We start from the raw sequence: 25,976 nt of genomic DNA, 5'->3' as shown, positions 1-25,976 counted from the left end.
CTGGAACTTTTTAATGCAACACTTTAAATTATATCAAAACCTTTGGTATAAAATATCGATTATTGAAAATATTTACCTCAAAAGTTTCGTTCTAAACACTAAATTTGCCTGTTTAACTAATTAAAAATTATGATTTTAAAAATCCAGAGGTCGAAATTAACCGGGCTTCATGTCTTCTTTTTTTCCCTGTTGTTCTGGCAGGTGCCCACGGCCTTCGCCCAAGAGAAATTTACTTTGAGCGGTATCGTTTCGGACATCAAAAACAATGAAACCCTGATTGGCGCCTCGATTTATATCGATGAAATCAATAACGGTACGGCCACCAACGAATACGGTTTTTATTCGATTTCCCTGCCCGAGGGCAGCTATACCTTAAAAATTGACTATGTCGGCTATTCCTCTTTATATAAAAAAGTAGTCTTGAACGGCAATACCAAGCTTCACATCGCTATGGATACCGATACCGAGCAACTCAGCGAGGTGGTCATTATCCAAAACAACCCTAGGGCGGTTATTCGAAAACCCGAAATGAGCGTAAATAAAATGTCGATCAATGAGATAAAGAAAATGCCGGTGGTGATGGGTGAATCGGACATTTTAAAATCCATACTCTTGCTTCCCGGCGTTACCAATGCGGGCGAAGGTGCTTCGGGCTTTAATGTACGCGGGGGTTCCGCAGGCCAAAACCTGATTCAATTGGACGAGGCCTCAGTTTACAATTCCTCGCATTTATTCGGTTTCTTTTCCGTGTTTAACTCCGATGCGATTAAAGACTTAAAATTGTACAAAGGCGGTATACCCGCTCGATTTGGCGGACGCGCTTCTTCGGTGCTCGACATCTTTCAGAAAAACGGAAACAGCAAGGAGTTTCACGCCACGGGTGGTATCGGAACCATATCGAGCCGACTGCTGTTGGAAGGCCCCATAGAAAAGGATCGGGCGTCGTTTTTGATAGCCGGTCGGGGTTCTTATGCCCATCTGTTCTTAAAATTGACCGATATGAATAGCGCTGCTTATTTCTACGATTTAAACACCAAACTCAATTATAAAATCAACGACAACAACAATTTGTACTTGTCGGGCTACTTCGGAAGGGACGTTTTTAAATTTGACAACTTCCTCAACAATCAGTTCGGTAATACCATGATCAACTTGCGTTGGAACCACTTGTTCAACGACCAGCTTTTTGCCAATGCCTCGGTGATATACAGCGACTATTATTACGGGTTGAAATTGGATGGCGTAGGTTTGGACTGGGATTCGGGTATTAAAAACTACAACTTCAAATACGATTTAAAACACTATCTATCTGATAAGTTACAATTAAATTACGGAATTAATGCGATTTATTACGATTTTAACCCCGGAAAAATAAGCCCGAGCAAACCCGAGTCTTCTATAAACGAACGCCAATTGGAAAAAAAGCACGCCTTTGAACCGAGTGTATACCTCGAAGCCGAGCAGCAACTATCCGAACAAATTAGCGTTAACTACGGTTTGCGCTACAGTATGTTTTACCGATTGGGAGCGGAAACCGTCAATATCTACGCCCAAGACCAAGCGGTGGACTACGACGAGCAATTGCACATTTACTCCAGGGGAACACCAAGCGCTACCCGCAGCTATTCGTCGGGTCAAACCATCAAGAGCTTTCAGAATTTCGAACCGCGTTTTTCGATTTCATACGCTTTTAACGACGACCAATCGGTCAAAGCGAGTTATAACCGCATGTCGCAATACCTACACCTAATATCCAATACCTCTTCACCTACTCCGCTGGATATCTGGGCACCGAGTGATGCTTTTCTAAAACCGGAACTAGTCGATCAAGTGGCTTTGGGATACTTTAGAAATTTTGCTCACGACAAGTATTCCTTGGAGGTGGAAACCTATTATAAAAAGGGGAAAAACAAAATCGATTATATCGATGGAGCCGACCTGATTGCCAATGAAGCCATCGAGCAGATCATCCTCAACGGGGAATCGCGCGCTTACGGATTGGAGGTGATGTTTCGCAAAAACTCCGGTCGATTTACCGGTTGGGTTTCCTATACCCTATCGAAGTCCGAGCAGCGAACACCGGGAAGAACCGCACAGGAAACAGGCATCAACCAAGGCCAATGGTACCGCAGTGCTTATGATAAAACACACGATTTGTCCTTAGTAGGGATTTATGAATTAAACAAAAAATGGTTGTTTAGCGCGAGTTTTGCCCTGCAATCCGGCAGACCCGTTACCTATCCAAACGGGCAATACGAATACTTGGGCGTGCGCATTCCGAGTTATGACCTGCGCAATAAAAACAGTTTGCCGCTGTATCACCACTTGGATATTTCGGCCACCTACGTTTCTCAACCCAACAAAGAAAAAGGCTGGCAAGGCGAATGGGTTTTTGGAATTTACAACCTATATGGCCGTAAAAATGCCGCATCCATCAACTTTAGAGAAAGCGATATACTCGGTCAAAACGAGGCGGTAAAGCTCTCTATTTTCGGCATTGTTCCCAGTGTGACTTACAATTTTAAATTTTAATCGATGAAAACCCATATCAAAATATTTTTTAGTCTACTGCTTATCTTGGGGCTTACGAGCTGCGAAACCGTAGTGGATATTGATTTACCTACGGCTAAACCCCGACTGGTTGTAGAAGCCAATTTGGATTTTGACCTCAAGGCGCCCAGCCCAAATCAAATGATTCGGCTAAGCCTGACCACCGATTTTTACGCGCCCGAAATACCCGTGGTCAATCAGGCAGAGGTCTCGATAGAAAGCGGTGCAGGAAGGGTGTATACCTTTGTAGAAAAGGCGCAAAGCGGCGAATATCATTGCGATTATTTTGTACCGCAGCTAAACGAAACCTATACGTTGCGCGTGGTGTATAACCAAGAAACCTACGAAGCGACCGAGCAATTGATGGAAGTACCTCAAATAGAACGCGTAGAGCAAACCATAACCACGATCTTAGGTACAGACGTCTATGAAATCACCACTTATTTTCAAGACGACCCCCAGGCAGACAACTACTATTTAGTGCGTTACGAACTCGAGGGCGAAAAGAACAGCTATTCGGTTTTTGACGATAAGTTTTCCCAGGGCAATCTGATGAAGACCTCTTATTTCAACGACGAACTCGAAATTGGAGACCGACTCGATATTCGGCTATACGGCATTTCAAAATCGTATTACAACTATATGAATACGCTTTTGAGCATTACACAAGGTGGAGGAGGTCCCTTTGACGTGCCTACGGGACAGGTTCGAGGCAATGTGCTCAACACCACGGCCAAAGACAACTACGCATTGGGCTTTTTTAGACTGACCATCTATGACCACGCCAGTCCTGTGGTGCATTAAGACCAGTCGTTACCGTCCTTAAACCAACCGAAAAAGACAAGGGGCTCACTTTACAGTGGCCCCTTTTATAATTGCGGTATAAGCCGTACTTATACCTGATGTAGTAAGTGGTTTATTCCGCTTCTGCCGAACCTCTTTCAAAAGCGTCCATCACCTCTTGGCTCACCCCCATATTGGAGAATCCCCCGTCGTGAAACAAGTTTTGAAGCGTTACTTTTTTGGTCAAATCCGAGAACATGGTCACCACGTAATTTGCACAGTCCGAAGCCGAGGCATTGCCCAGTGGAGACATCTTGTCTGCATACGAGATAAAACCCGAAAACCCCTTTACCCCTTGTCCAGCTGTAGTAGCCGTAGGAGATTGAGAAATCGTATTGACACGTACCTTTTTGTCCTTGCCAAAGAAGTAGCCAAAACTGCGGGCAATCGATTCCAAATAGGCTTTGTTATCGGCCATATCGTTATAGTCTGGAAATACTCTTTGCGAGGCCATATAGGTCAATGCAATAATACTTCCCCACTCGCTCATGGCGTCTTTTTTATACAAAACCTGCATAACCTTGTGAAAAGACACTGCCGAAACATCCCATCCCTTTTGAGTAAAATCGTATTTATTTTCTGTATAGGCTATGTTTTTACGCACATTAACCGACATGCCGATAGAGTGAAGTACAAAATCGATCTTTCCCCCCAAAATAGCGGTAGCCTGATCGACTAAGTTTTCCAAGTCTTCCATAGAGGTTGCATCGGCTGCCACTATTTGAGATCCGGTTTTTTCGGCCAATTCATTTAGCGTTCCCATGCGCATCGCTATAGGCGCATTGGTCAATACAAATGTTCCGCCTTCTTCGTGTACGCGTTCTGCCGTTTTCCAAGCGATGGAGTTTTCGTCTAGTGCTCCGAAAATAATGCCTCTTTTTCCCTTTAATAAATTATACATATTCTATATGTTTTAAATAAATTTCTGTTTGCGTTTTTTGGTTTCTAATCTATTGATTTACTCTTTTTTAATTGCGCCCTAAATGTGATAAGCGCGTGAAAGCCACTTTAATCCACCGCCTGTACTTTGCGGCAGCGCTGCCGCTCTTTGCGATGGATGGTGTCAACCATCGCAGCGATTGCCCTATTTGTTCAACAATTCTTGGGCGTGTTTTAAAGCCGACTCCGAAATATCTTTACCCGAGAGCATCTGTGCGATTTCGCGAATGCGTTCCTCAGGATCCAGCAACACCAACTGCGAGGTGGTCGAATCGTCCAGGGTCGTTTTAAAGACCTTGTAATGATGATCGCCCTTAGCCGCAATCTGTGGCAAATGGGTAATGGATAAAACCTGCATCTTCTGACTCATCCTCTTCATGATTTCGCCCATTTTATCGGCGATTTCTCCGGAAACTCCGGTGTCAATTTCATCAAATATTATCGTCGGTAAATTGGAATACTGCGCCAATATAGCCTTAATGGCCAACATGATTCGCGACAATTCGCCGCCCGAGGCCACTTTTTTGAGCAAGCCGAAATCGATGCCTTTATTCGCCGAAAACAGCAGCTCCAAATCGTCCATACCGTTGCCCAGAAACGATTTGGAAACGGTGATTTGAAATTGAAAAGCGGCATTGGGCATACCCAACAACTCCAGCAATTCTTGCAGCTGCTTTTGCAGCAGCGGAACCGCTTCTCTTCTCTTGGCGGTCAATTGTGACGCTAGAGCCACTAGTGCTTGCTCGTCTTGTGCCAATTGCACTTCCAACTTTTCGATTTTGGTATCGAGATCACTGCCCGAGAGCAGCTTTTCATTTAAAGCGGTTTCAATCTGCAGCAACTCGGCTATGGTCTGTACCTGATGTTTCTTTTGCAAGGCGTAAATCAGCTGTAACTTCTCGTCGATCAAGCGCAACTGTTCGGGATTGTGTACCAATCCCTCCGTTTGCATTTCGATTTCACTGCCGAGATCGTTCAACTCGATTTCCACACTGTTTATTCTGTCGTATAAGTCTTGAAAATCCTTGGAAAAAACCGCTATGCGCTGAAGCGCATTGCGCACTTCCTTTATCGAGGTGCTAATGCCCACTTGGTCGTCGTTGAGCAAGCTCCACGACTTGGACAAGCCCTCTTTTACGAATTCTATATTGTTTAGCTTTTCATAATCCGATTCCAATACCTCCTGCTCCCCTGCTTTGAGTTGCGCCTGATGCAATTCCTCCGATAAAAAACTGTGATAATCCCTTTCTTTAATCCAATCAGACTGTTGGGTTTGCCAGGCTTTTAATTGGGATACGCCCTTTTTAAAAGCCGCTAATTGTTTTTGGTAATCCGCGAGTAAGTTCGCAATTTGAGCAACGGCATCCAAGATTTGAATTTGGTAAATCGCGTCGGACAACTCCTGCGTTTGATGTTGGGAATGTATGTCGATCAGCGCAGTACCCAGTGTTTGAAGTGCCGGCAAATTCACCGGACTGTCGTTTACAAAGGCCCTGGATTTTCCCGAGGGAAGTATCTCCCGACGGATAATGGTGGTTTCCTCATAATCGATATCCAAGCTCTCAAACAATTGCTGTAAGTCATAGGCTTTGATTTGAAAATGCGCTTCAATAACACATTTTTCCTCCTTGGCCTTTAGGGAAGTCAAGTCGGCTCGCTTGCCCAAAATCAGTCCTAAAGCCCCTAATAAAATTGATTTTCCCGCACCGGTTTCTCCCGTAATGATGGTAAAATGATCGGAGAAATCAATTTCCAATTGCTCGATTAGAGCAAAGTTTTTTATGGATAATACGCTCAGCATGAGTTGTGGTTTTTAATCAATTATAAGTTGTTCCATTTGGAAGCGTTCAACGGAGAAATCTTATTGAGTGTCTCCATTGTTTTTTGTTTATTGACATCGGGGCCTCCAGACAAAATCGAAACGATTTCATCGGCTTTGGCATCGAAAAAAACGCGTAACAAAAAGGCATTGGGCCTTACGGCATACAACTTGGCCACGGTTTCTATGGCGGCCATGACCCCTTCCTTGCCCTGTTTGGTCTGATCGGCCATTTTGTCTAAACCTTCCAAGTGGTAGGTGTACAAGGCTTCTCGAAACGAATCGTTTGAGGACGACAAGATGTCGTTGATCAAAAAATATCGGTTGTTGCTCCCGTCGCCTTGCTTCCATCCCTTATAGCCGCTCTGCTGTGCCATAGACACGATATTCGAAGCGTTTTGGTAATAAGAAGTACCGCCATTTTTAGCAAATGAATCGGCGTCAAGACCCAGGATAATATTGATGTAATACCCCATTAATCCCATTAAATTGGAATCAAAACTGTTGGGGTTGTAGGTTAAATTTTCAAATTCCGAATACGAAAAGCTGATGTCTTTATCGTTAAAATTAAACAGCGGCGAAGTATAGGTGGAATTGTAGATGATGCGAGCGGATTGCACCTGCAAGCTGCCGGTGATCACGTTGTTGTCGTAAGCGGTTACATTTAAAAAAAAATTGCAATCGATACGTTCGTTATTGCCAAAATTCTTCGAAGTCCAGCGGGTGTTGTTGACAAACTCCTTAAGTGAGGTTTCCAAGGTTTTGAACAACTGTCTATTACTATTTCCAACTTGACTGTGGTTCACAGATATGGTCGCGTTAAACTCCTGTGCCCAAACCGCGCTAGAACAAACCAAAACAAGAATAACCGAAAATAGTTTACGCATAATGCTCTTTTATTTTATTGACAATATCCATGGCAACAGCCTCTTTAGACTTTAACTCCAACGGCTCTATGTGAAATTCCCGATCGATAAAGGTAACCTTATTGGTCGGTACTCCAAATCCAGCTCCAGCATCGTTTAAAGAATTTAGCACAATGAGGTCTAAATTTTTCTTGCGTATTTTTAGCTGGGCGTTTTCAATTTCATTTTCCGTTTCCAAGGCAAAACCGATTAAAAACTGTTGTTTTTTAATCGCTCCTAAGGAAGCTAGAATATCGGGATTTTTTTCGAGTTCAATTACGAAATCGTCCGCAGATTTTTTTATTTTTTGGGTAGCCACGGTTTTCGGTCTGTAGTCGGCAACCGCTGCCGCACCGATAAACACGTCGCAATCCTCAAAATGGCTGTGGCAAACCTCATACATCTCCTGAGCCGAAAACACCGAAATGGTCGTTACCAGGGGATGCTCGATATGCTGCTGCGTGGGTCCGCTTACCAGTATCACCGCAGCTCCTTGTTGGGCTGCGGCCAAGGCGGTATCAAAACCCATCTTTCCCGAAGAGTGATTACCTATAAAACGCACCGGATCGATCGCTTCGTATGTCGGACCTGCTGTAATTAGTATTTTTTTTCCCTTTAGCGGTTTGGTTTCCGCCAGCGATTGCCTTAAAAACGCCAGGATATTCTCGGGTTCCGCCATGCGTCCTTCGCCCACTAACCCACTGGCCAATTCGCCTTTTTCCGCGGGAATCACTATGTTTTGATAGGTTTCCAAAACCTTGAGGTTACGCAGGGTAGACGGATGTACATACATATCCAAATCCATGGCAGGCGCCACGTAGACCGGGCATTTTGCCGATAAGTAAATCGCGAGTAATAGGTTGTCGGCCGCACCGCTAACCATTTTAGAAAGGGTGTTAGCCGTGGCTGGAGCGATCAGTAGTAAATCGGCCCAAAGCGCCATTTCGACGTGGTTGTTCCACGTAGAGGTGGCCTGACTGGAATTGAAAAAATCGGTATAGACCGGTTTTTTGGATAGGGTTGACAGGGTAAACGAAGTGACAAATTGATGAGAAGCAGGTGTCATGATTACTTGAACCTCGGCACCTGCTTTTATCAATAGTCGCACTAAACTTGCCGTTTTATAAGCGGCAATTCCACCAGAAATACCCAGTACTATTTTTTTTCCGCTTAAATCTGACATGTTTGCTGTCTGTTATTTTACAACTTCTTTATAAGTAATATCTCCATTCAACCATTCTTCCACTGCAAGCGCGTGTGGTTTTGGCAATTTTTCGTAAAACTTAGATACTTCGATTTGTTCTTTATTTTCAAAAACCTCGTCTAAACTATCGTTATACGTAGCAAATTCATCCAATTTATCCAACAATTCCTTTTTGATGTCAGCATTGATTTGATTGGCTCTCTTAGCAATAATCGTGATCGCTTCATAAACATTTCCTGTCGGCTCTTCAATCTTGCTCTTGTTGTAGGTAATCGTGTTTACTGGAGCATTCGTTTTCTTTAAATCCATCCTAAATTATTTTGAAAATTGTTGTAAATCATTAGTCACTCGTTCCAACATTCTGTCGGCCTGATTTTTATATTTGGTATCTGCCTTAAAGCGAATTAAAGCATCATACATGGTTTTGGCATTTTCCAAACGCTCTTCCATTTTTGAATACACACTGTTAATGGCTAAATTATAAGCCGAATCAAACTTGTAATACAAGGCATCTTCTTTATAAATCGTACCGGGATATTCAAAAATAAAATTGTCCAACGCAATAATCGAAGCGGTATAATCCCTAGTCCAACCGCCGATGGTATTCAATTGCTTGGCGATTTCAAAGGTCTTTTTCTCCAATTTCTGGCTGGCCTTGGTCATCAACTGATTGGCTTCTACAGCGTGCTCAGAAGCGGGATAAGCATCGATAAACTCTTGCAACTTAGCAATTGTAGCATGGGTAAATCCCTGATCGAGTGAATACACCGGGGACAGGGCAAAAGTAGACTTTATTTCCAACAATAAGGCTTCTTCGTGGCGTTCGCTTTTCGGATAAGCTGCGGCAAACAACTTGAAGCGCTCTTTGGCAAGCATATAATCTTTAACGATATAAGAGGCATTGGCAAAGTTAAAAAACATCTGCTCGGCATCTGGTGTCCCTCTACCTACCCGTTCCATCTGTTCATAGAGACGAAGCGCTTTTCTGTATTTTTTCTCTTCATATAATTTTTGTGCTACCTCTCTTTTGTAGGCGATATCGTCCGATTTCATCGCTTTTTGAAGTGGGCTACAGCCAACGAGTACCAAGGTTAAAAGAGCTATGCTTATATATTTTTTCATCTAATATGTGGTTTATGGCAAAAAAGTCTTCCCGAGATAGTTCTATGAAAGCAAATGCAAATTTAAGTATTAATTGGATTATAAAAAACCTTTTTGTATTAAAAGTGAAAAGATGTCAATTTTAGACATCTTTCCCCGAATTATTTCAAGAATTCCAAGCGTTTTACACGTTTGTTTTCCCTTGCTGATTAAAGTTTTTTAAATCGTTATCAAAGAGATAAAGCCCTCCTTTATCGTCTCCGATCAAATTGATCTTATCCAAAATGGTACGGGCGGTCGCTTCTTCTTCTATTTGTTCAGACACGTACCACTGTAAGAAGTTATGCGTGGCATAATCCCTTTCTGTCAACGAAATATGCACCAAATCATTAATACTTTGAGACACATATACTTCGTGATCAAACAACTGTTTGAACAGGGTTTTAAAAGAGGTATGATCCAAATCGGGTTTTGAGATAGCCGGTATGTCTGCCACTCCGCCCCTTTGGTTTACGTAACGCACCAACTTTAACATGTGTTGGCGTTCCTCGTCGGACTGAGCGTACATAAATGTTGCGATTCCTTCAAACCCTTGGATTTCTGCCCAAGAAGCCATTTCCAAATATATTTGCGAAGAATCGCCTTCGATTTTCACCTGTTTGTTTAATGCTTTTTGTAAATCTGCTGATAACATGATACTTATATTTTAATGATTGGCTAATTTATAATTTTTAGCGACAAATGAATTAATCCTTTTTGCTAAATCTTCGTTAACATTGACTAAGGGGAGTCGAACGGTATTTTTCATGATGTCCATCAACTGCAACACCTCTTTTATTCCCGCGGGATTTCCCTGTTCAAAAATCATATCGATGCTCGGCGCCAACTGGTAGTGTATACCGAAGGCCCGATCGACCTCACGAGCCAATCCCAATCGAATAAGATCGGAAAACTCCCGTGCAAATCCCTGTCCAATAACCGAAATCACTCCAGCGCCTCCGGCTAAAACCAGGGGCAATGCAATCATATCGTCTCCTGAAATCACCAAAAAGTCATCGGGTTTATCCTTGATTAATTCCATCGCCTGCACCAAATCGCCGGCGGCTTCCTTGATACCGATGATATTGGGAAATTCCGTTGCCAAGCGCAATACCGTAGCGGGCAACATATTGCTGGCCGTTCTGCCCGGTACATTGTATAAAATAATCGGCACTGGCGAAGACAGTGCAATGCTTTTAAAGTGTTGATAGATCCCTTCTTGCGTCGGTTTGTTGTAAAAGGGCGATACCGATAAAATCGCGTCAAATCCCTTGAGGTTGTCGGCGGTCAACTCGGCTATAACACCTGCGGTATGGTTGCCTCCAACGCCTAAAACCAGCGGCAATCGCCCTTGATTGGCCTCGATAATCGTTTTCTTAACCAACTCCTTTTCCTCTTTGGAAAGGGTTACCGATTCGGCTGTAGTACCCAAAACGACCAAATACTCCACCCCGCCTTCGATGACGTGATTGACCAAGCGCTCTAACGCGGCTACATCTACGGAAGTATCGTTTTTAAAAGGGGTTACCAAAGCAACTCCCGTGCCTACAAATGCTTGCATTTTTTTATTTTTTTAAAATTTCTATATATCTAAACAGCTCGTCTATATAGCTCTTGAATTTTTCTATTTCCAGTTGTAACGACAGGTGATTGCTATTTAATTTCACATTGGAAAAACCCACTTTAAACTTGGCTTTCGAATGTGCCGTACACCACAGCAACAGGGCGTCGTCTACATCGTAATAACTGATTAGCAAATCGAATGGCTTGGCGACAAAAGCGCGAACGGCTTCGTTTTTCAAGTGAGCCCTATTATCAAAATCGGTCGACTTAACGGCTGTTTCCCGTGCTTTTAACGCGGTAACATCTGCTTGACTGATCAAAAAAAAAATCTGGTCCGCCTGTATATTTCGCAAACCCAATTCCCACACCAAGGCTTCTTTATTGGAGAAATCCTTGTGATTTAAGATGATTCCCACCTCTTTAATACGGCCCTTTAAATCGATCTCTTGTCCTTGGAACAATTGTTGAGTCGCCGATTTCTTAAGGGCTTTGTATTTTAATATATTTAAAAACATAAGCGTTGTTGTTCCATACAAAGTTAACCAAATATCGCTTATGTCCGTGGAATCCTCAAAGAAATGTTGGAATCGACCGCAATCAAAAGCAAAACACCACTGCACACTAGCGTTTGTGCAAATCCGCTAAAAACCGATGACTAGGCTTGCACTAAATCGGCAAAATCGCCTTCGGACAATATGGTGATTTTTAGCTTATTGGCCTTTTCCAGTTTGGCTGGCCCCATCTTATCACCCGCCACGACATAGGTCGTTTTGGCCGATATGGAACTGCCGATTTTACCGCCGTGGTCTTCGATCAGCTGTTTGAGTTCGTCCCGAGAGAAACGTTCAAAAACGCCGGAAACCACGAATATCTGCCCGGCAAAACGATCGGATATCACCGTGCTTTCCTTGGCTTCCATCGTCATTTGTACGCCAAAATTTTTCAGGCGTTCGATCAGGTTTTTGTTGTGTTCGTTCTCGAAAAAATCAACGACGCTTTGCGCGATTTTATCGCCGATTTCATCGACCAAAATCAAGTCCATCAAAGTGGCCTGAGCCAAGGCATCGATCGATTTGTAATGCTGTGCCAGTTTTTTGGCTACGGTTTCTCCGACATAGCGGATTCCCAAGGCATACAACACCCGTTCAAAGGGAATTTGCTTTGATTTTTCCACCCCGTTGATCAGGTTGTCGGCAGATTTGTCTGCCATGCGTTCCAAATGCAAAATATCGCCTTTTTTCAGTTGGTATAGGTCGGCGTAGTTTTCGATTAAGTGACTGTTGACCAGTAAAGCCACCGTTTCTCCACCCAAACCTTCGATATCCATAGCTTTTCTCGAGATAAAATGCTGAATTCGACCGATTATCTGAGGCGGACAACCGTAAAAGTTAGGACAGTAGTGCTGTACTTCTCCTTCTTTCCGAACCAATTCGGTTTGGCATTCCGGACAGTGATCGATATAGCGCGTCGGCACAGAGTCTTTGGGACGCAGTTCCAAATTCACCCCAACGATTTTGGGAATGATCTCCCCGCCCTTTTCGACATAAACCGAATCGCGTTCGCGAATATCCAGCTTTTCGATTTGATCGGCGTTGTGCAAGGAAGCCCGGCGCACCGTGGTTCCCGCCAACTGTACGGCTTCCAAATTGGCTACCGGCGTAATAGCGCCCGTTCGCCCCACTTGATAGCTGATCGTATTTAAAACAGTCTCGGCCTGTTCGGTTTTAAACTTGTAGGCAATGGCCCAACGCGGTGCCTTAGACGTATAGCCCAATTCCTGCTGATGGTCGATTGAATTGACCTTTACCACCACACCATCGGTCTCATAAGGCAGCTCTTGTCGGTGTATGTCCCAATAGTCTATAAATGCAAAAACAGCCTCCATATCCGGTGCTAATTGCGCTATAGTAGGCACTTTAAAGCCCCATTCCCGCGCTTTTTCCAGTCCTTCAAACTGGGTTTCAAACGGCAATTGCTCACCGGTAATCGCATACAACAGACAGTCCAACGGCCTTCTGGCCACTTCGGCACTGTCTTGCAGCTTTAAGCTTCCAGACGCGGTATTGCGCGGGTTTGAAAAGGGAGCCTCTCCAATCTCGATCAGATCCTGATTCATCTTCTCAAACCCCTTAAATGGCAAGATGATTTCTCCCCGGATATCAAAGTATGCGGGATAATCGCCCTTTAGTTGAATCGGCACCGACTTGATCGTTTTGATGTTATTGGTCACATCGTCTCCCTGAAAGCCATCTCCACGTGTTAGCGCCCGTTTAAGGATACCGTTCTCATAAGTAATGCTGATCGATGCGCCGTCGTATTTAAGCTCACAAACATAGGTTACCGCTACATCTCCCAGCCCCTTTTGAACGCGTTTCTCCCATTCGAGCAAATCTTCTTTGGAATACGAATTATCCAAGGAATACATGCGGTACTGATGCGCGATGGTTTCGAAGTTTTTGGTAATGGCTCCGCCCACGCGCTGCGTCGGCGAATTAACGTCAAAATACTCTGGATGTCGTTGCTCTAACTGCTCCAGCTGTTTGAGCTTTTGATCAAAGTCAAAATCAGAAATCGCCGGATTATCCAATACGTAATACTGGTAATTGTACTGATTGAGCTCCTCCCGTAAATCGTTGATTTGCTTGAATGCATCCATAGGGGTTGTGATTATAATTTCAACATTTCTTTAAACTCTTCGTATAAAACGCCCTCGCTCAATATGGCACCTTGTTGAATAATTTCAAAAAGTGCTGTATTGCGGTCGCTATCAAACTCTTTGGCTCCGTATTTCACCTCTACTTCATCGGTAAAAACCGCATCGCTCAACCATTGCAATCCCTTTTGAGACAAGAAGTCAACGTCCTGCTTTAGGCTTTTAATCACTATGGTATCTATTTTTTGCGCATCGCAAGAAAACAAAAAGATGTGGTTTTTAGAATAGTGCTCCAAGTAATTCGCCTTGGTCAAAACGCCTTCCCAAATCAAATCGGAAAAGATATCCAATTCTTGATCGGCGAGTTGCGGCTTCTTTTCCTTGATCTCGTCCCATTCCTTTTTATCGATTTGTTGAGCAACCAAAAAATTAATAAATTCCTGGTGCAACTCTTCGAATTGCTCTTTGGTCAAACGACTGTACTTCATAGTTACTTATTTATTGTTTTTCGGAAGGCGACAGCCTTCCCTCTCTCTATTGTCCGTCTTTAAAAAAAAGCGATGTCCGCCGATTTTTCACCTGGTATTTACAAAAATCAAAAATACGATTCTTTACCAAATATTCCGCTAAAAAGCCGTTTTGATGCTGTTAAAAAAAAATACAGTCCCCTTTACGACTACTGACAAACAGTTGTCATTTAAGGCTGCTAATTTTGCGGTATAACTTAAAAACACATCAAATGAACACCAACGTTTTAACCAAAGAAAACCTATTGATTCACTGGCAAGGACACCGCACACTGACGCGCCGTACCCTTGAACTGTTTCCCGAAAAAGAACTGTTTGAATTTAGTCTCGGCGGCATGCGCCCCTTTTCATCCATGGTACATGAACTCATCGCCATTGCCGTTCCCGGACTGCAGCAATTCCTTTCGAATAGCCCGCAAAATTTCGAAGAGCGCAGCGATGTCTACCAAAACAAAGCGGAGCTCCTCGCTCAATGGGATCAAGACACCGCGACGATCGATAGCCTGTACCGTCAAATTCCCGAAGCGGACTTTAACCGCAATTACAATCTGTTTGGGCAATTTGACAACAGCCTGATCCATCACCTGTTTTACTTTATAGACAACGAAGTGCACCATCGGGCACAGGCTTATGTATACCTGAGAGCCTTAAACATTCAGCCACCCTATTTCTGGGAGCGTCAATAACCCATAGACTCGCAGTGGTTTTAAGGCTTGTCGTCGCCTAGATTTTTTAAATTCTTCCCAACTAAATCCCGAACTATTTCCCTTAATAGTTCGGGTTCTAGTATACGAGCACGATCTCCAAACATCATATACCAACGCGCAAAATAGGCAGAGACCTCTTGACAATAAAACGTCATCTCCACCTGGTCACCGCAGCTTACCTCACTGTGAAAACCGTGGTAGTCCCGCTCCCATTTCAAATATTTAACCAGGTCTTGATCGACGGAAATACGCACTTTCACTTCGGGTTTCGGCTGTTCCTTTTGCAAATAAAAGGCTAGGGGCTGATGCTCGTTTTCAAAGGCTTTGTCGACCAATTCGATGCGGTACACCCGATCCATTCTAAACTGACGGTAGTCGGCCCGCAAATGGCAATACGCCACAAAATACCAGAAGCGGTTTTCGTGAAACACTCCTACGGGCTCCACCAAACGCGGCGAGGGCTGTACGGCCTCCATGCTTTGATAGGAAAGGACCAAACACTGTCGCAGCGAAATAGCCTGAAACAGCAGCGAAAGGCCTTCTGGTACCCCTGCATTAAAAAGGTCGTTTTTGTCAAACATCAACAACTTGTGCTCCAATTCGGAGACCACCTCCTTATCGGCGCTTCGCAGCATCGCTTTCATCTTGTATAAGGCCGCGCTAAACTGCTCGCTGAGATCTTTGTCGAGGTAATTCTCCATCAACTTTTCCGCTACAGCAAAGCTCATCGCTTCGCCTTTGGTAAAAAGTGTGGGCGCCATGCGAAAACCATCGACCAACGAATACCCCACACCAGCTTCGCTATAAATGGGAATTCCAGCAGCTTCCAACGAACGGATATCGCGGTAAATCGTGCGCAAGCTCACCTCGAACCGATCGGCCAATTCTTGTCCCGTAACCACTTTCTTGGACTGCAACTGAATAAAAATGGCCAATATCCGATCAAAGCGCTTGGTGATGTCCATCTGCTATTTGTTTAAGATACAAAAATACAACCTAAGTTCCAAAAGCGCCCAAAGGGCAAATAAAAATTCCACGGAAAAACCATTGCGGTCAGACCGCGGATCCGAAAGAAGAAAAACGACAAAGCATTTTTTAAAAAAATCAAAAAAAAACCAATTTTTATTAAATACGCTACACAAAACCTCCTCCACATCCAAGCCCTTTAAAGGAGTTTTAGCAAATATTTTCCATTTAATTAAGATACTAACAAACTTATATTTAGTAACTTAACAACAATCAATACAGTTAACAACTTGAAAACAAATACGCAAATACAAACGACCTACAGCAAATACAGACACATCCTCAGCGAGTGGATTACCCATTTTAAAACAATGGGACAAACGACCTATCAAAACAACCGCAACATCATTAAAGTTTTTCGCTTTAAAGGTTACGACATCAATATCAAGTCGTTTAAGATTCCGAATACCTTTAATAAGATCGTCTACAAGTACTTTCGAAAATCCAAGGCGCAGCGCTCTTATGAACACGCCAAAATCTTGTTGAGCAAGGGCATCAACACCCCAACCCCCATTGCCTATCACGAAGCATTTTCCTCGCTGGGATTAAAGCAGAGCTATTACGTGTCGCTGCAGTTGCCCGCTAGTTTTACCTTTAGAGAAGTGGATATGGCGCCAAATTCGCCCGAAAGAAACCATGTGCTTCGTCAATTTACCCGCTTTACGTGGAAGCTGCACGAATTGGGCATTGAGTTTTTAGATCACTCTCCCGGAAACACTTTGATTCGGAAAAAATCTGAGGGACAGTACGATTTTTATATAGTCGATTTAAATCGAATGAAATTCAGAAAGCACCTCAGCTTTGACGAACGCATGAAAAACATGAGCCGACTGACCACCAGCACCGAAGTGAGCTGCATTATGAGTCAGGAATACGCCAAGCTATACGACAAATCACCGCAGGAGGTATTTGAAAAACTGTGGCAGCACACGGTTCAATTTCAAAAAAAGGGCGACTTTAAAAAGAAGCTAAAAAAACACTTGGGTCTAGAGAAACAACCGGCAACCCCATTAGCCTAGTAAAAACTGCTCGTGCGTCTTAGTCCACAGAAAGAACAGCGGCATAAACCGTCGCGACCAAGCAAAAAAAAAGCCTTCTCAAACGAGAAGGCTTTTTCTATATAAAAATTGCATTGATTACTCTTGCTCAGCAATAACTTCGTAAGGAATTTCAATGATTACATCACGGTGAAGACGAACAGTCGCCTCATACTTACCGACACGTTTGATGATACCGGAGTTGATGAATTTTTTATCGATACTTTGACCGTTTTTAGCAAAAACTTCAGCAAGGTCATTATTGGTTACAGAACCAAATAATTTTTCACCACCAGCTTTCACTACGATTTTAATATCTAAAGCTTTAAGCGCTTCAGCAACAACATTTGCATCAGCAACGATTTTAGCTTCTTTATGAGCTCTTTGCTTTAAGTTTTCAGCCAACACTTTCTTTGCAGAAGGAGTAGCCAAAACAGCAATCCCTTGAGGAATTAAAAAGTTACGCCCGTATCCCGGTTTTACCGAAACCAAGTCATCTTTAAATCCTAATTTTTGTACGTCTTGTTTTAAAATAAGTTCCATAGTTTTCGCCTCTTTTTATTTTAATAAATCAGCCACATATGGCATTAATGCTAAATGACGAGCTCTTTTAACAGCTACAGAAACTTTTCTTTGGTATTTCAAAGACGTTCCTGTTAAACGACGAGGAAGTATTTTCCCTTGTTCGTTTACGAATTTCAATAAGAAATCTGGATCTTTATAATCGATATATTTAATCCCTGATTTTTTGAAACGACAATATTTTTTAGCTTTGTTTGTTTCTATATTTAAAGGCGTTAGATATCTGATATCTCCGTCTTTTTTTCCTTTTGCAGATTGCTCAATAGTCGACATAATAATTAAGCTTTTTTAGATTTAAATTTCTCTCTTCTTCTTTCAGCCCAAGAAATTGCATGTTTATCCAAACTTACTGTAAGGAAACGCATGATTCTTTCGTCACGACGGAATTCTGTCTCTAAAGCGATTAAGATCTCTCCAGTTACAGTGTATTCGAATAAATGGTAAAAACCACTTTTTTTGTTTTGGATTTCGTAAGCCATCTTTTTCAAGCCCCAATCCTCTTTTGATACCATCTGTGCTCCTCTAGAAGTAAGAAATTCCTCAAATTTCTGTACTGTTTCCTTTACCTGGGTTTCAGATAAAACGGGATTCAAGATGAAAACAGTTTCATAATGATTCATAAATAATAGATTTTATTTGTTATAAAATTGGGTGCAAAAATACGTTTTTATATCATACTAAACAAGCTTTGCCAAATTCTTTTTTCAATTCAATGCCTAAAAAAAAAGGGCTGCTTCCAAATCTCTCGGAAACAGCCTCCTTTACTCTATTTTTTCTCCTCAACAAACAAAAAATAATTTATGGCAGCGCTTTGATAATCGCTGTAATCTCTGCTTCAGTGCCCAGTCTTAACTCGGACGCTTCAATATTGATAATCTTGCCTTTAGTCAACTTAACCTCTTGAATGGCATAAATCAATTTTCCTTGGCTTTCCGACAAGAAAATCACGTACATTTCAAATCCTATAGGACCCCAGCCGTAATGCTCGGAAAAACTGTGAGTAGCTACATCGTAAATATCCAAGAAGGCTAAAACATCCGGTTCACCTTTAAAGGCTACATAAACGCTACTATTTTTATTGTCGTAACCGTTGGGAACTTTCACGATTATAGGAGTTTTTTCCCCTTCTATCCCTGCTAAACGGTCGATATTTGACCAACCGAATTCACTTAAAGTCACACTGTACTCATTGGTTTCCGGATTGGGAAATACACCACCTGTTTCTTGAGATGGCTCAAACTCCCCCCAAAGCAAATTTCCATCAGCGTTAAACGTTCCTTTCCACATGGTCATTCCCTCATCCAATCCTCCGCTATTTTCTGCTGGAACAGTCATATCATAATAAAAAACCCCTAAGTCCAGACCATTTTGCGTTACATTCACATAAAACTGTCCTCCGGTCACCAAGGGTTCATACCCCCCTTGAGCATTGTTTCCCATTAGCGGTCTGTTGGGAACCAACATATCACCTCTGTCGTAGAACTCGACAAACTCCAAATCCACATTTCCCGTTGCAATTCCCCCTCTGTAATTGTACAAAGTGCTTGGTTGTATATGCAACTTCACCCCTTTCTTAGAGGTAAAAACGATTCCTTTTTCCGCTTTAAAAGTCGCTCTTTGCGTCATGTTCTCCAACGCCTTTTGTTGAAGCTCATTAAACTTCGCTCCTGATGGCGGAACTATACCCGTTTCGGGGTTCGTCGTTTCTGGAAAACTAAATCCTTCATCATCTGAACAACCGACAAAAAATAAAGCGGCACAGATAAAAGTTAAACAATAATTGATTTTCTTCATAACATAGATTTTTTAAAATTTGGAACAAATATATAGTACCAAAAGCAAATCAGATATGATAAAAATCATATTTTAACAACTTATATTATGGTTATTATCATAAATAACAACAATATATGTCGTTAAATTTTATTTTTTAAACATTTTAAGACAAATACAGAAATGATTTAATGGTATCGTTCAAATCGATTGCCCGATAAACCAAGCCTCCAAGCTTCAAAAGCGGATTAATAAAAATCGACGTTTGCCGTAACGCGTACCGCTCGATATCCGCCTACGGCCTCAAAGCTCTTCAAGATGCGTTGAATTTGGTTTTTAGTGGACAACAGCGGTTTTTGCTGCGGAATCTTGATTAGAATAACGCGTATATACTGGTTTCGAATACGGCTTATCGCCGGTTCTTCCGGTCCCAAGACCGGCATGTCCAACTGAGTTTTCAGCACCTTATACATCCAAAAGGAGGCTTCTTTGAGCTTTTCATATTCCCGATGGCGCAAGGTCAGGCGCACCAAGCGGTAAAAAGGCGGGTATTTAAAATTGTGGCGCTCGTACATTTGTTCCTTATACATGCCTATATAATCGTTGTTGGTCACCTGCTGAATGATGTTGTGATACGGGTTGTAGGTTTGCACGATAACGCGGCCTTGTTTGTGCTTTCTTCCCGCACGGCCCGCTACCTGCATCAGCATTTGAAAAGCGCGTTCGTGGGCGCGAAAATCGGGATGAAACAGACTGTTATCGGCATTCATCACGCCCACCAAATTGACGTTGTCAAAATGCAAGCCCTTGGCCAGCATCTGCGTACCGACCATCACATCGATTTCCCCGATTTTAAAGGCTTCTAAAATCTTTTCAAAACCGTATTTGCCCCGAGTGGTATCCTGATCCATGCGCGCAATGTTCTTTTCGGGAAACAACTGTTTGAGTTCTTCTTCGACCTGCTCGGTACCAAAACCCTTGGTGTTTAAGTCCACACTGTTACAGGCTATACACGAGCTGGGCATTTGCATCGTATAGCCGCAGTAGTGGCAGCGCAGTTGATTTTTGTATTTGTGATACGTCAAACTCACATCGCAGTCGGTGCATTGAGGTACCGTACCACAGGTCATACATTCCACGACCGGCGAGAAACCGCGACGGTTTTGGAACAAAATCACCTGCTCACCCAAGGCCAAAGCCTGGGCTATTTCTTCCAATAGCGTATTGGAAAAATGCCCGGTCATCAATTTGCGCTTATACTTTTCCTTGACGTCGACCAGTACGATTTCGGGCAATACCACTTGGGCAAACCGCTCGGTTAAAGTGACCAATCCAAATTTTCCTTGTTCGGCGTTGTAATAGCTCTCCAAACTCGGAGTCGCGGACCCCAACAGCACTTTAGCGCCGTGTAATTTTGCCAAAACGATGGCCGCATCGCGCGCGTGGTAGCGCGGTGCGGGGTCTTGCTGCTTAAAAGTCGCTTCGTGCTCCTCGTCTATAACGACAAATCCCAACTGTGCAAACGGCAAAAAAAGCGCCGAACGGGTACCGATGACCACACGGGCAGTGGCGGATTCCGCCAACACCTGATTCCACACCTCCACCCGTTCGTTATGCGAGTACTTGGAGTGGAAAACCGCTACTTGATTGCCGAAATAGGCCACCAAGCGCGTCACCAATTGCGTGGTTAACGCAATCTCCGGCAGCAAAAACAACACCTGCTTATCGCCTTGGATAAAGGATTCGATCATCTTGATGTAGATTTCCGTTTTTCCCGATGCCGTAACCCCGTGTAGCAACACCACATCCTTGGCAGTGAGTCCCTGTTCTATTTCGAGATAGGCCTGCTTTTGGGCAGCACTCAACTCAAAATCGACCTCCTCGCGATCCTTAAAAATCACGCGGTCCTCGGTCAGGAAGTACTCTTCAAAAATTTCTTTATCGACCAAGGCCTTAACCACGGCCGCGGTAGCTCCAGAGAACTCCAACAGCCGCTTAACCGATATCGGTTTTTTTTCGACGGCCTTGAGCTGAAAATAGCTCAAAACCAACTCCCGTTGCTTGGCAGCCCGGGAAAGCAGCTCCAGCAATCCGTTCAATTGATCTCCGGATTCGTAGTCCGCAAGCAGTCGCACGTACCGCAGCTGTTTGGGTTTGTATTTTTCGATCAATTCCTCTTGCAAGTAGATCACCCCCTTGTCCAAGAGGGCATTGATAATTGGAAATATCGTCTTTTTGTTTAAAATCGAAACGATCTCCTCTATTTTTAGCGTCGCCTGAAACTGCAGGGCTTCAAAAACCAAAAACTCCTGATCGTTTAAGGTCGTGGGATCCACTTCGCAAAGCGCGTTAAAATGAATCAGCGTCTCGCTTTCCAAGAGCAGGCGCGACGGCATGGCGGTGCGGTAAACCTCTCCGAGGCTACACATATAATACTCCGACACCCATTTCCACAATTGGATTTGCTTTTCCGTAGCAATCGGGAAGGTGTCCAAGATTTCGTGTATGTCCTTTGCTTGGTATTGCTGCGGTACCCGATGGTGCTTTTCCAATACCAAAGCAGTATACACTTTGTTCTTTCCAAAGGGAACTGCCACGCGCATACCCAGCCGCACAAAGTCGAATTCCGCTTCGGTTAACGAATACGTAAATGTCGCCGAAACCGCCAGGGGTACCACTACCTCAACAAAATAAATCATAAGTAAAAAATTGTAAATACAAAGATACGCCTTTGTGCAAAAAAAAACACTTTTGATAGAAAGCTTATCTACCAAAAGTGCCCGTATGTCTTTAGAAAAAACGTCTAATTTACCGCTATCACTAGGCTCTAACCCAAGTTTGGGTTCTGCCCATCAAAGAGATTCCAACATAACCGCGAACATCGAGTTTGTTACTGCCATTGAGCTTGATTGTGCATTTGTATTCCTTACCCGATTGGGGATCCAAAATTTTTCCGTTGGTGTATTCCTGTCCTTTTTTAACCAAGCCCTTGATGATTGTCAATCCCAATATCGGTTTGCCCTTATCCGGACTCGGACATTTATCGCATTTCGGATTTTCTACCGTTGGATTGATGAGTTTGATGATTTTTCCAAAATACTCCCCGTCTTTCTCTGTAATTTCAATAATCGATTTTTCCTTTCCCGTAGCATCGTCAATGGTTTTCCACTTACCTACTACACTTTGTGCCTGCAGTGTTGCCATGCTTCCCAAAAGCATCACAAACAATACTAAAACTGTCTTTTTCATATCTGGTTATTTTAAGTTGATTTAATAGTCAAAAACGCCTTTGAAAAACAAGCGCCTTTCGAGCCAAACCCGCAAGCCAGCAAGTATTTCTGAGCATCCCCCTTATTTGAAGAGGCTATAATCAAATATAACTATTTTTTTTGTTTCAACTTGCTAATTGATGCATTTAATTCAAATCCCAATAGCAATATCATACAGTTTATCCAAATATAAAACATCAAAACCAACAATGTGCCAATAGAACCATACAATTCGTTGTAGCGCGCAAAGCGCAAGACATAGATTCCAAAGAAGTAGGAAGTAAACACGTATAAGATTGTTGTAAATACCGACCCTACAGAGATAAAAGAGACCTTTTGCATCTCTTTGGCGCCAAATTTATACAGGGTAGAAGTCACCATTAAAATCACGAACAGCAAGAAAAGGTTCCGCGCCCATTGCAACCAGATTTCAATATCCATAATGCTGTGCATAATGACCTCGAGCACCACGAATACCGCGACGGTAATGATCAGCATAAACGACAGCATGATCGACAAGCCCAAGGCCATGAGATACTGCCGAAACAAACTGTGTGAAATCGTAATGTGGTAAGAGGATTCAAATCCGCCAATAATGGCAAAAACGCCGTTGGCCATCAAGAAGATCGACAGTAAAAAACCCGAGGACAACAGGGATTTGTAACTGTTATTCATAATATCGTCCAAGATAGACGATATGGCTTCATAGGTATTGGGCGGTACGGAACTGGCGATAAACCGCATAAAGTCTTCTTGGAAATTCTCTAGGGGTATATAGGGAATTAAGTTGAGTATAAACAGCGCAAAGGGAAACAAGGCCATAAAAAAACTAAAGGCGATCGAACCTGCGCGGTAGGAAAAGGCGCCTTTGACAATACCGGTGATGTACAGCTCCAGCAGGTCGTATAGGGAATACCCTTCCAACTTGGGGAGCTTGACGGTTTTGATCATATTGACCAGTTTGTTAATCACCGGTATCTTATCTATTTTATCTTCTATTTCCTTCGACACTCCACGGATTGTTTAAATGACTTATAAAACCGCTTTCAGACTCAAGTCCATATTCCACACCGAATGCGTTAATGCTCCCGAAGATACAAAATCTACTCCGCAAAGCGCGTATTCACGCACGGTATTGTGATCGATGTTTCCCGAGGATTCGGTTTGGCATTTTCCCTGAATTAAAGCCACGGCTTTTCTAGTGGTTTCGTAGTCCATGTTGTCCAACAAAATCCGATATACTCCTGGATTGTCCATAATTTGCTGAACCTCATCTAAGGTCCTCGCTTCGACTATCACTTTTAAATCGCGCCCGCTATCTCTTAAGTAGGCATTGGTCTTCTGTATGGCTTGAGCGATTCCTCCGGCAAAGTCAATGTGGTTGTCCTTGAGCATGATCATGTCGTAAAGGGCGAAACGGTGATTCTCCCCTCCGGCGATTTTTACCGCCCATTTTTCAATGGCTCTAATGCCCGGTGTCGTTTTACGCGTATCGAGTATTTTGGTCGCTGTTCCCTCCAACAAATCGACAAACACCTTGGTTTTGGTCGCTATCGCACTCATGCGTTGCATGGAATTCAGCACCAATCGCTCCGCTTTTAGAATGGACTGTGAATTGCCAGACACGTAAAATGCTTCGTCTCCCACAGCCACTGTAGTACCGTCTGGAATCAATACATCGACCACCAGGCTGGGATCGACGTATTTAAAGATTAGCTGTGCAAATTCGACGCCGGCCAAAACGCCGGCTTCTTTTACCAACAATCGGGCTTTTCCTTGCGCATCGGCAGGAATACACGCCAGAGAGCTGTGGTCGCCATCGCCTATATCCTCTCTAAGTGCATTTTTTATAATAATATCTAATTCTTCTCGAAACTGTTTCTCTGAAATCATAGGGTTCATTTAGTTTTGCTAAAATAAGAAATGTTTTGCACATCACCGACCGCAGCACACGGGGGTTTTGGTCGGCATTGTTTTTATTTTACACCTATGGTTATTCCCAACAGCTCGTAGAACGCTTTAAGAATGGCGGGATGTCCAGGCCAAGCCGGAGAAGTGGTTAAATTACCGTCGGTAAAGGCCGCATCCACAGCGATTTCTTGATAGTGGCCTCCGGCCAAAGCGATGTCCGGACCTATAGCTGGATAGGCGGTGAGCTTTTTATCTTGAAGCACTCCGGCAACCGTCAATATCTGAATGCCGTGGCAAATTGCCGCAACGGGCTTGTTCTCTTTAAAAAAATGTTGTACAAAGCCGATAACGTCTTTATTCAATCGGATGTATTCCGGCGCTCGTCCGCCGCAAACATATAAGCCATCGTAGTCCGATAGGGTTACGTCATCAAAGGTTTTGTTCAGAATAAAATTGTGTCCACGCAGCTCGACATAGGTTTGAAAACCGACGAAATCGTGGATAGCTGTAGCTATGGCCTCGCCTTTCTTTTTACCCGGGCAAACCACATCGACTTGTACTCCTACGGATTCCAAAGCCTGAAAGGGTACCATCACCTCGTAATCTTCTACAAAGTCACCTGCCAACATTAAAACTCTTTTTTTCATTATCACTCGTTTTTAAGGGTTAATACTACTTTAAACTTACTCTAATTAATTGACATTTAAAACCTTTACACGGAATAATTTTGCACCAAACCACCCGCTGATTTCCGTTTTATCGCATTTCCGAGGCCCTGCAATCCGCCGCAGGCCCTGTTGCGATTAAAATATTACCATTTGCATTGCACATTCTGTTCGCTTTTAACATTAACTGATAATTATCATATAATCAAGCGCGAAGAAGTGTTAATTTTACTTGATAATAATAACAAATACAAGATGAAAAAAATATTTTTAGCCTTAACGATTGCAGCGGTGGGATTATCCCTGAGCTCATGTGGTGACAGTAAAAAGAAAGATACCCCCGAAGTAACCACTACAGAAGAGGTCGCAGCTCCAAAGGAGGGTTTTGAAGTGAGCATCTCCGGAAACGATGCGATGCAATTCGACAAAACCGAGATTAGAGTTCCCGTAGGAGAAACCATTATCCTAACCTTAACGCACAGCGGTAAGATGGATAAAACCGTGATGGGGCATAACTTTGTCGTTCTTAAGACCGGTGTTGACGTAGCTGCTTTTGCAGAAAAAGCAGCCGTTGCCAGCGACAGCGATTATATACCACAATCGGAATTAAACAGCATTATCGCGCATACCAAAACCATTGGTGGAGGCGAAACAACAACAATTGAATTTAAGATCACCGAAGCGGGAACTTACCCATTTATGTGTACGTTCCCCGCACATTACGCCTTGATGAAAGGGGAGATTATCGCGGAGTAGTGCGGTTTTTTTATTAATTCAGTTTACTGGGGCAGCTTTCGAGCTGCCCCATTTTTTTTGCACAAAAAAAGCCAAGACTCTGACAGCTTGGCTTTGATTGTATTAAA

The 25,976-nt window shown here is 43.2% G+C and carries 26 protein-coding genes; 5 read left to right on the top strand and 21 right to left on the bottom strand.

From position 1 onward, the window contains the following. Window positions 1-129: 129 nt before the first annotated feature. Both ACQZ43_RS09255 and ACQZ43_RS09250 read left to right on the top strand, forming a co-directional pair. On the top strand, window positions 130-2,532 hold the full coding sequence (locus ACQZ43_RS09255) for a TonB-dependent receptor (RefSeq protein ID WP_430611936.1): 2,403 nt from the start codon (window positions 130-132) through the stop codon (window positions 2,530-2,532). Between the two features lie 3 nt (window positions 2,533-2,535). Then, window positions 2,536-3,354 carry a DUF4249 domain-containing protein gene (locus tag ACQZ43_RS09250; RefSeq protein ID WP_430611934.1) on the top strand — a complete coding sequence of 273 codons (819 nt, stop codon included), beginning with the start codon at window positions 2,536-2,538 and terminating at the stop codon, window positions 3,352-3,354. A gap of 112 nt (window positions 3,355-3,466) precedes the next feature. Here ACQZ43_RS09250 and ACQZ43_RS09245 read toward each other — a convergent pair whose 3' ends face one another. The 11 genes from ACQZ43_RS09245 to ACQZ43_RS09195 all read right to left on the bottom strand — a co-directional run bounded on the left by ACQZ43_RS09245 (window position 3,467) and on the right by ACQZ43_RS09195 (window position 14,104). Continuing rightward, window positions 3,467-4,294 carry an enoyl-ACP reductase FabI gene (locus ACQZ43_RS09245; RefSeq protein WP_430611932.1) on the bottom strand — a complete coding sequence of 276 codons (828 nt, stop codon included), beginning with the start codon at window positions 4,292-4,294 and terminating at the stop codon, window positions 3,467-3,469. Between the two features lie 183 nt (window positions 4,295-4,477). Continuing rightward, window positions 4,478-6,133, bottom strand: a complete 1,656-nt coding sequence (gene recN / locus ACQZ43_RS09240; RefSeq protein WP_430611930.1) for a DNA repair protein RecN — start codon at window positions 6,131-6,133, stop codon at window positions 4,478-4,480. A gap of 20 nt (window positions 6,134-6,153) precedes the next feature. Next, window positions 6,154-7,038: a DUF4835 family protein gene (locus ACQZ43_RS09235; protein WP_430611928.1), complete on the bottom strand. Its 885-nt coding sequence runs from the start codon at window positions 7,036-7,038 to the stop codon at window positions 6,154-6,156. Then, on the bottom strand, window positions 7,031-8,239 hold the full coding sequence (gene coaBC / locus ACQZ43_RS09230) for a bifunctional phosphopantothenoylcysteine decarboxylase/phosphopantothenate--cysteine ligase CoaBC (RefSeq protein ID WP_430611926.1): 1,209 nt from the start codon (window positions 8,237-8,239) through the stop codon (window positions 7,031-7,033). Before coaBC ends, ACQZ43_RS09235 begins: the two co-directional genes overlap by 8 nt. Before the next feature lie 12 nt (window positions 8,240-8,251). Next, window positions 8,252-8,569 carry a DNA-directed RNA polymerase subunit omega gene (locus ACQZ43_RS09225; protein WP_430611924.1) on the bottom strand — a complete coding sequence of 106 codons (318 nt, stop codon included), beginning with the start codon at window positions 8,567-8,569 and terminating at the stop codon, window positions 8,252-8,254. A gap of 6 nt (window positions 8,570-8,575) precedes the next feature. Beyond that, window positions 8,576-9,382: an outer membrane protein assembly factor BamD gene (locus ACQZ43_RS09220; protein WP_430611922.1), complete on the bottom strand. Its 807-nt coding sequence runs from the start codon at window positions 9,380-9,382 to the stop codon at window positions 8,576-8,578. Between the two features lie 163 nt (window positions 9,383-9,545). Next, on the bottom strand, window positions 9,546-10,055 hold the full coding sequence (locus ACQZ43_RS09215) for a ferritin (RefSeq protein ID WP_430611920.1): 510 nt from the start codon (window positions 10,053-10,055) through the stop codon (window positions 9,546-9,548). A 12-nt stretch (window positions 10,056-10,067) separates the two neighbouring features. After that, window positions 10,068-10,961: a 4-hydroxy-tetrahydrodipicolinate synthase gene (dapA, locus tag ACQZ43_RS09210; RefSeq protein ID WP_430611918.1), complete on the bottom strand. Its 894-nt coding sequence runs from the start codon at window positions 10,959-10,961 to the stop codon at window positions 10,068-10,070. Between the two features lie 4 nt (window positions 10,962-10,965). Beyond that, window positions 10,966-11,478, bottom strand: coding sequence for a DUF6913 domain-containing protein (locus tag ACQZ43_RS09205; RefSeq protein WP_430611916.1), 513 nt, complete (start codon window positions 11,476-11,478; stop codon window positions 10,966-10,968). A 140-nt stretch (window positions 11,479-11,618) separates the two neighbouring features. Continuing rightward, window positions 11,619-13,619 carry an NAD-dependent DNA ligase LigA gene (gene ligA / locus ACQZ43_RS09200; protein WP_430611914.1) on the bottom strand — a complete coding sequence of 667 codons (2,001 nt, stop codon included), beginning with the start codon at window positions 13,617-13,619 and terminating at the stop codon, window positions 11,619-11,621. An 11-nt stretch (window positions 13,620-13,630) separates the two neighbouring features. Next, window positions 13,631-14,104, bottom strand: a complete 474-nt coding sequence (locus ACQZ43_RS09195; RefSeq protein WP_430611912.1) for a DUF6495 family protein — start codon at window positions 14,102-14,104, stop codon at window positions 13,631-13,633. Window positions 14,105-14,355: 251 nt separating this feature from the next. On the opposite strand from ACQZ43_RS09195, the gene ACQZ43_RS09190 reads away from it, so the two are divergent. After that, a complete protein-coding gene (locus tag ACQZ43_RS09190) occupies window positions 14,356-14,829 on the top strand; it encodes a DinB family protein (RefSeq protein WP_430611910.1) in 474 nt (157 codons plus the stop codon). A gap of 20 nt (window positions 14,830-14,849) precedes the next feature. On the opposite strand, the gene ACQZ43_RS09185 is transcribed toward ACQZ43_RS09190, so the two are convergent. Next, window positions 14,850-15,815, bottom strand: coding sequence for a helix-turn-helix transcriptional regulator (locus ACQZ43_RS09185; RefSeq protein WP_430611908.1), 966 nt, complete (start codon window positions 15,813-15,815; stop codon window positions 14,850-14,852). A gap of 291 nt (window positions 15,816-16,106) precedes the next feature. Between ACQZ43_RS09185 and ACQZ43_RS09180 the strand changes: the two genes are divergently transcribed. Further along, window positions 16,107-16,895: a lipopolysaccharide kinase InaA family protein gene (locus ACQZ43_RS09180; RefSeq protein ID WP_430611906.1), complete on the top strand. Its 789-nt coding sequence runs from the start codon at window positions 16,107-16,109 to the stop codon at window positions 16,893-16,895. A 117-nt stretch (window positions 16,896-17,012) separates the two neighbouring features. Here ACQZ43_RS09180 and rplI read toward each other — a convergent pair whose 3' ends face one another. From rplI to ACQZ43_RS09135, 9 genes are all read right to left on the bottom strand, one after another. Next, on the bottom strand, window positions 17,013-17,456 hold the full coding sequence (gene rplI / locus ACQZ43_RS09175; RefSeq protein ID WP_430611904.1) for a 50S ribosomal protein L9: 444 nt from the start codon (window positions 17,454-17,456) through the stop codon (window positions 17,013-17,015). A 15-nt stretch (window positions 17,457-17,471) separates the two neighbouring features. Beyond that, a complete protein-coding gene (rpsR, locus tag ACQZ43_RS09170; RefSeq protein ID WP_430615645.1) occupies window positions 17,472-17,771 on the bottom strand; it encodes a 30S ribosomal protein S18 in 300 nt (99 codons plus the stop codon). Window positions 17,772-17,773: 2 nt separating this feature from the next. Then, window positions 17,774-18,115, bottom strand: a complete 342-nt coding sequence (rpsF, locus tag ACQZ43_RS09165; protein ID WP_430611902.1) for a 30S ribosomal protein S6 — start codon at window positions 18,113-18,115, stop codon at window positions 17,774-17,776. Window positions 18,116-18,293: 178 nt separating this feature from the next. Beyond that, a complete protein-coding gene (locus ACQZ43_RS09160) occupies window positions 18,294-19,289 on the bottom strand; it encodes a hypothetical protein (RefSeq protein WP_430611900.1) in 996 nt (331 codons plus the stop codon). 227 nt (window positions 19,290-19,516) lie between these two features. After that, window positions 19,517-21,967 (bottom strand): replication restart helicase PriA, encoded by a 2,451-nt coding sequence (gene priA, locus ACQZ43_RS09155; RefSeq protein ID WP_430611898.1) that lies wholly within the window; start codon window positions 21,965-21,967, stop codon window positions 19,517-19,519. 121 nt (window positions 21,968-22,088) lie between these two features. Beyond that, window positions 22,089-22,517 (bottom strand): DUF2147 domain-containing protein, encoded by a 429-nt coding sequence (locus ACQZ43_RS09150; RefSeq protein WP_430611896.1) that lies wholly within the window; start codon window positions 22,515-22,517, stop codon window positions 22,089-22,091. Between the two features lie 131 nt (window positions 22,518-22,648). Continuing rightward, a complete protein-coding gene (locus ACQZ43_RS09145) occupies window positions 22,649-23,548 on the bottom strand; it encodes a YihY/virulence factor BrkB family protein (protein ID WP_430611894.1) in 900 nt (299 codons plus the stop codon). 21 nt (window positions 23,549-23,569) lie between these two features. Further along, window positions 23,570-24,430 carry a carboxylating nicotinate-nucleotide diphosphorylase gene (gene nadC, locus ACQZ43_RS09140; RefSeq protein ID WP_430611892.1) on the bottom strand — a complete coding sequence of 287 codons (861 nt, stop codon included), beginning with the start codon at window positions 24,428-24,430 and terminating at the stop codon, window positions 23,570-23,572. A gap of 83 nt (window positions 24,431-24,513) precedes the next feature. Further along, on the bottom strand, window positions 24,514-25,095 hold the full coding sequence (locus ACQZ43_RS09135; protein WP_430611890.1) for a DJ-1/PfpI family protein: 582 nt from the start codon (window positions 25,093-25,095) through the stop codon (window positions 24,514-24,516). 273 nt (window positions 25,096-25,368) lie between these two features. On the opposite strand from ACQZ43_RS09135, the gene azu reads away from it, so the two are divergent. After that, window positions 25,369-25,869 carry an azurin gene (gene azu, locus ACQZ43_RS09130; protein WP_430611888.1) on the top strand — a complete coding sequence of 167 codons (501 nt, stop codon included), beginning with the start codon at window positions 25,369-25,371 and terminating at the stop codon, window positions 25,867-25,869. Window positions 25,870-25,976 lie beyond the last annotated feature (107 nt).

The organism is Flavobacterium sp. JP2137 (assembly GCF_050562195.1).
Taxonomy (GTDB): domain Bacteria; phylum Bacteroidota; class Bacteroidia; order Flavobacteriales; family Flavobacteriaceae; genus Flavobacterium.
This window is presented reverse-complemented; position numbering and strand designations above follow the sequence as displayed.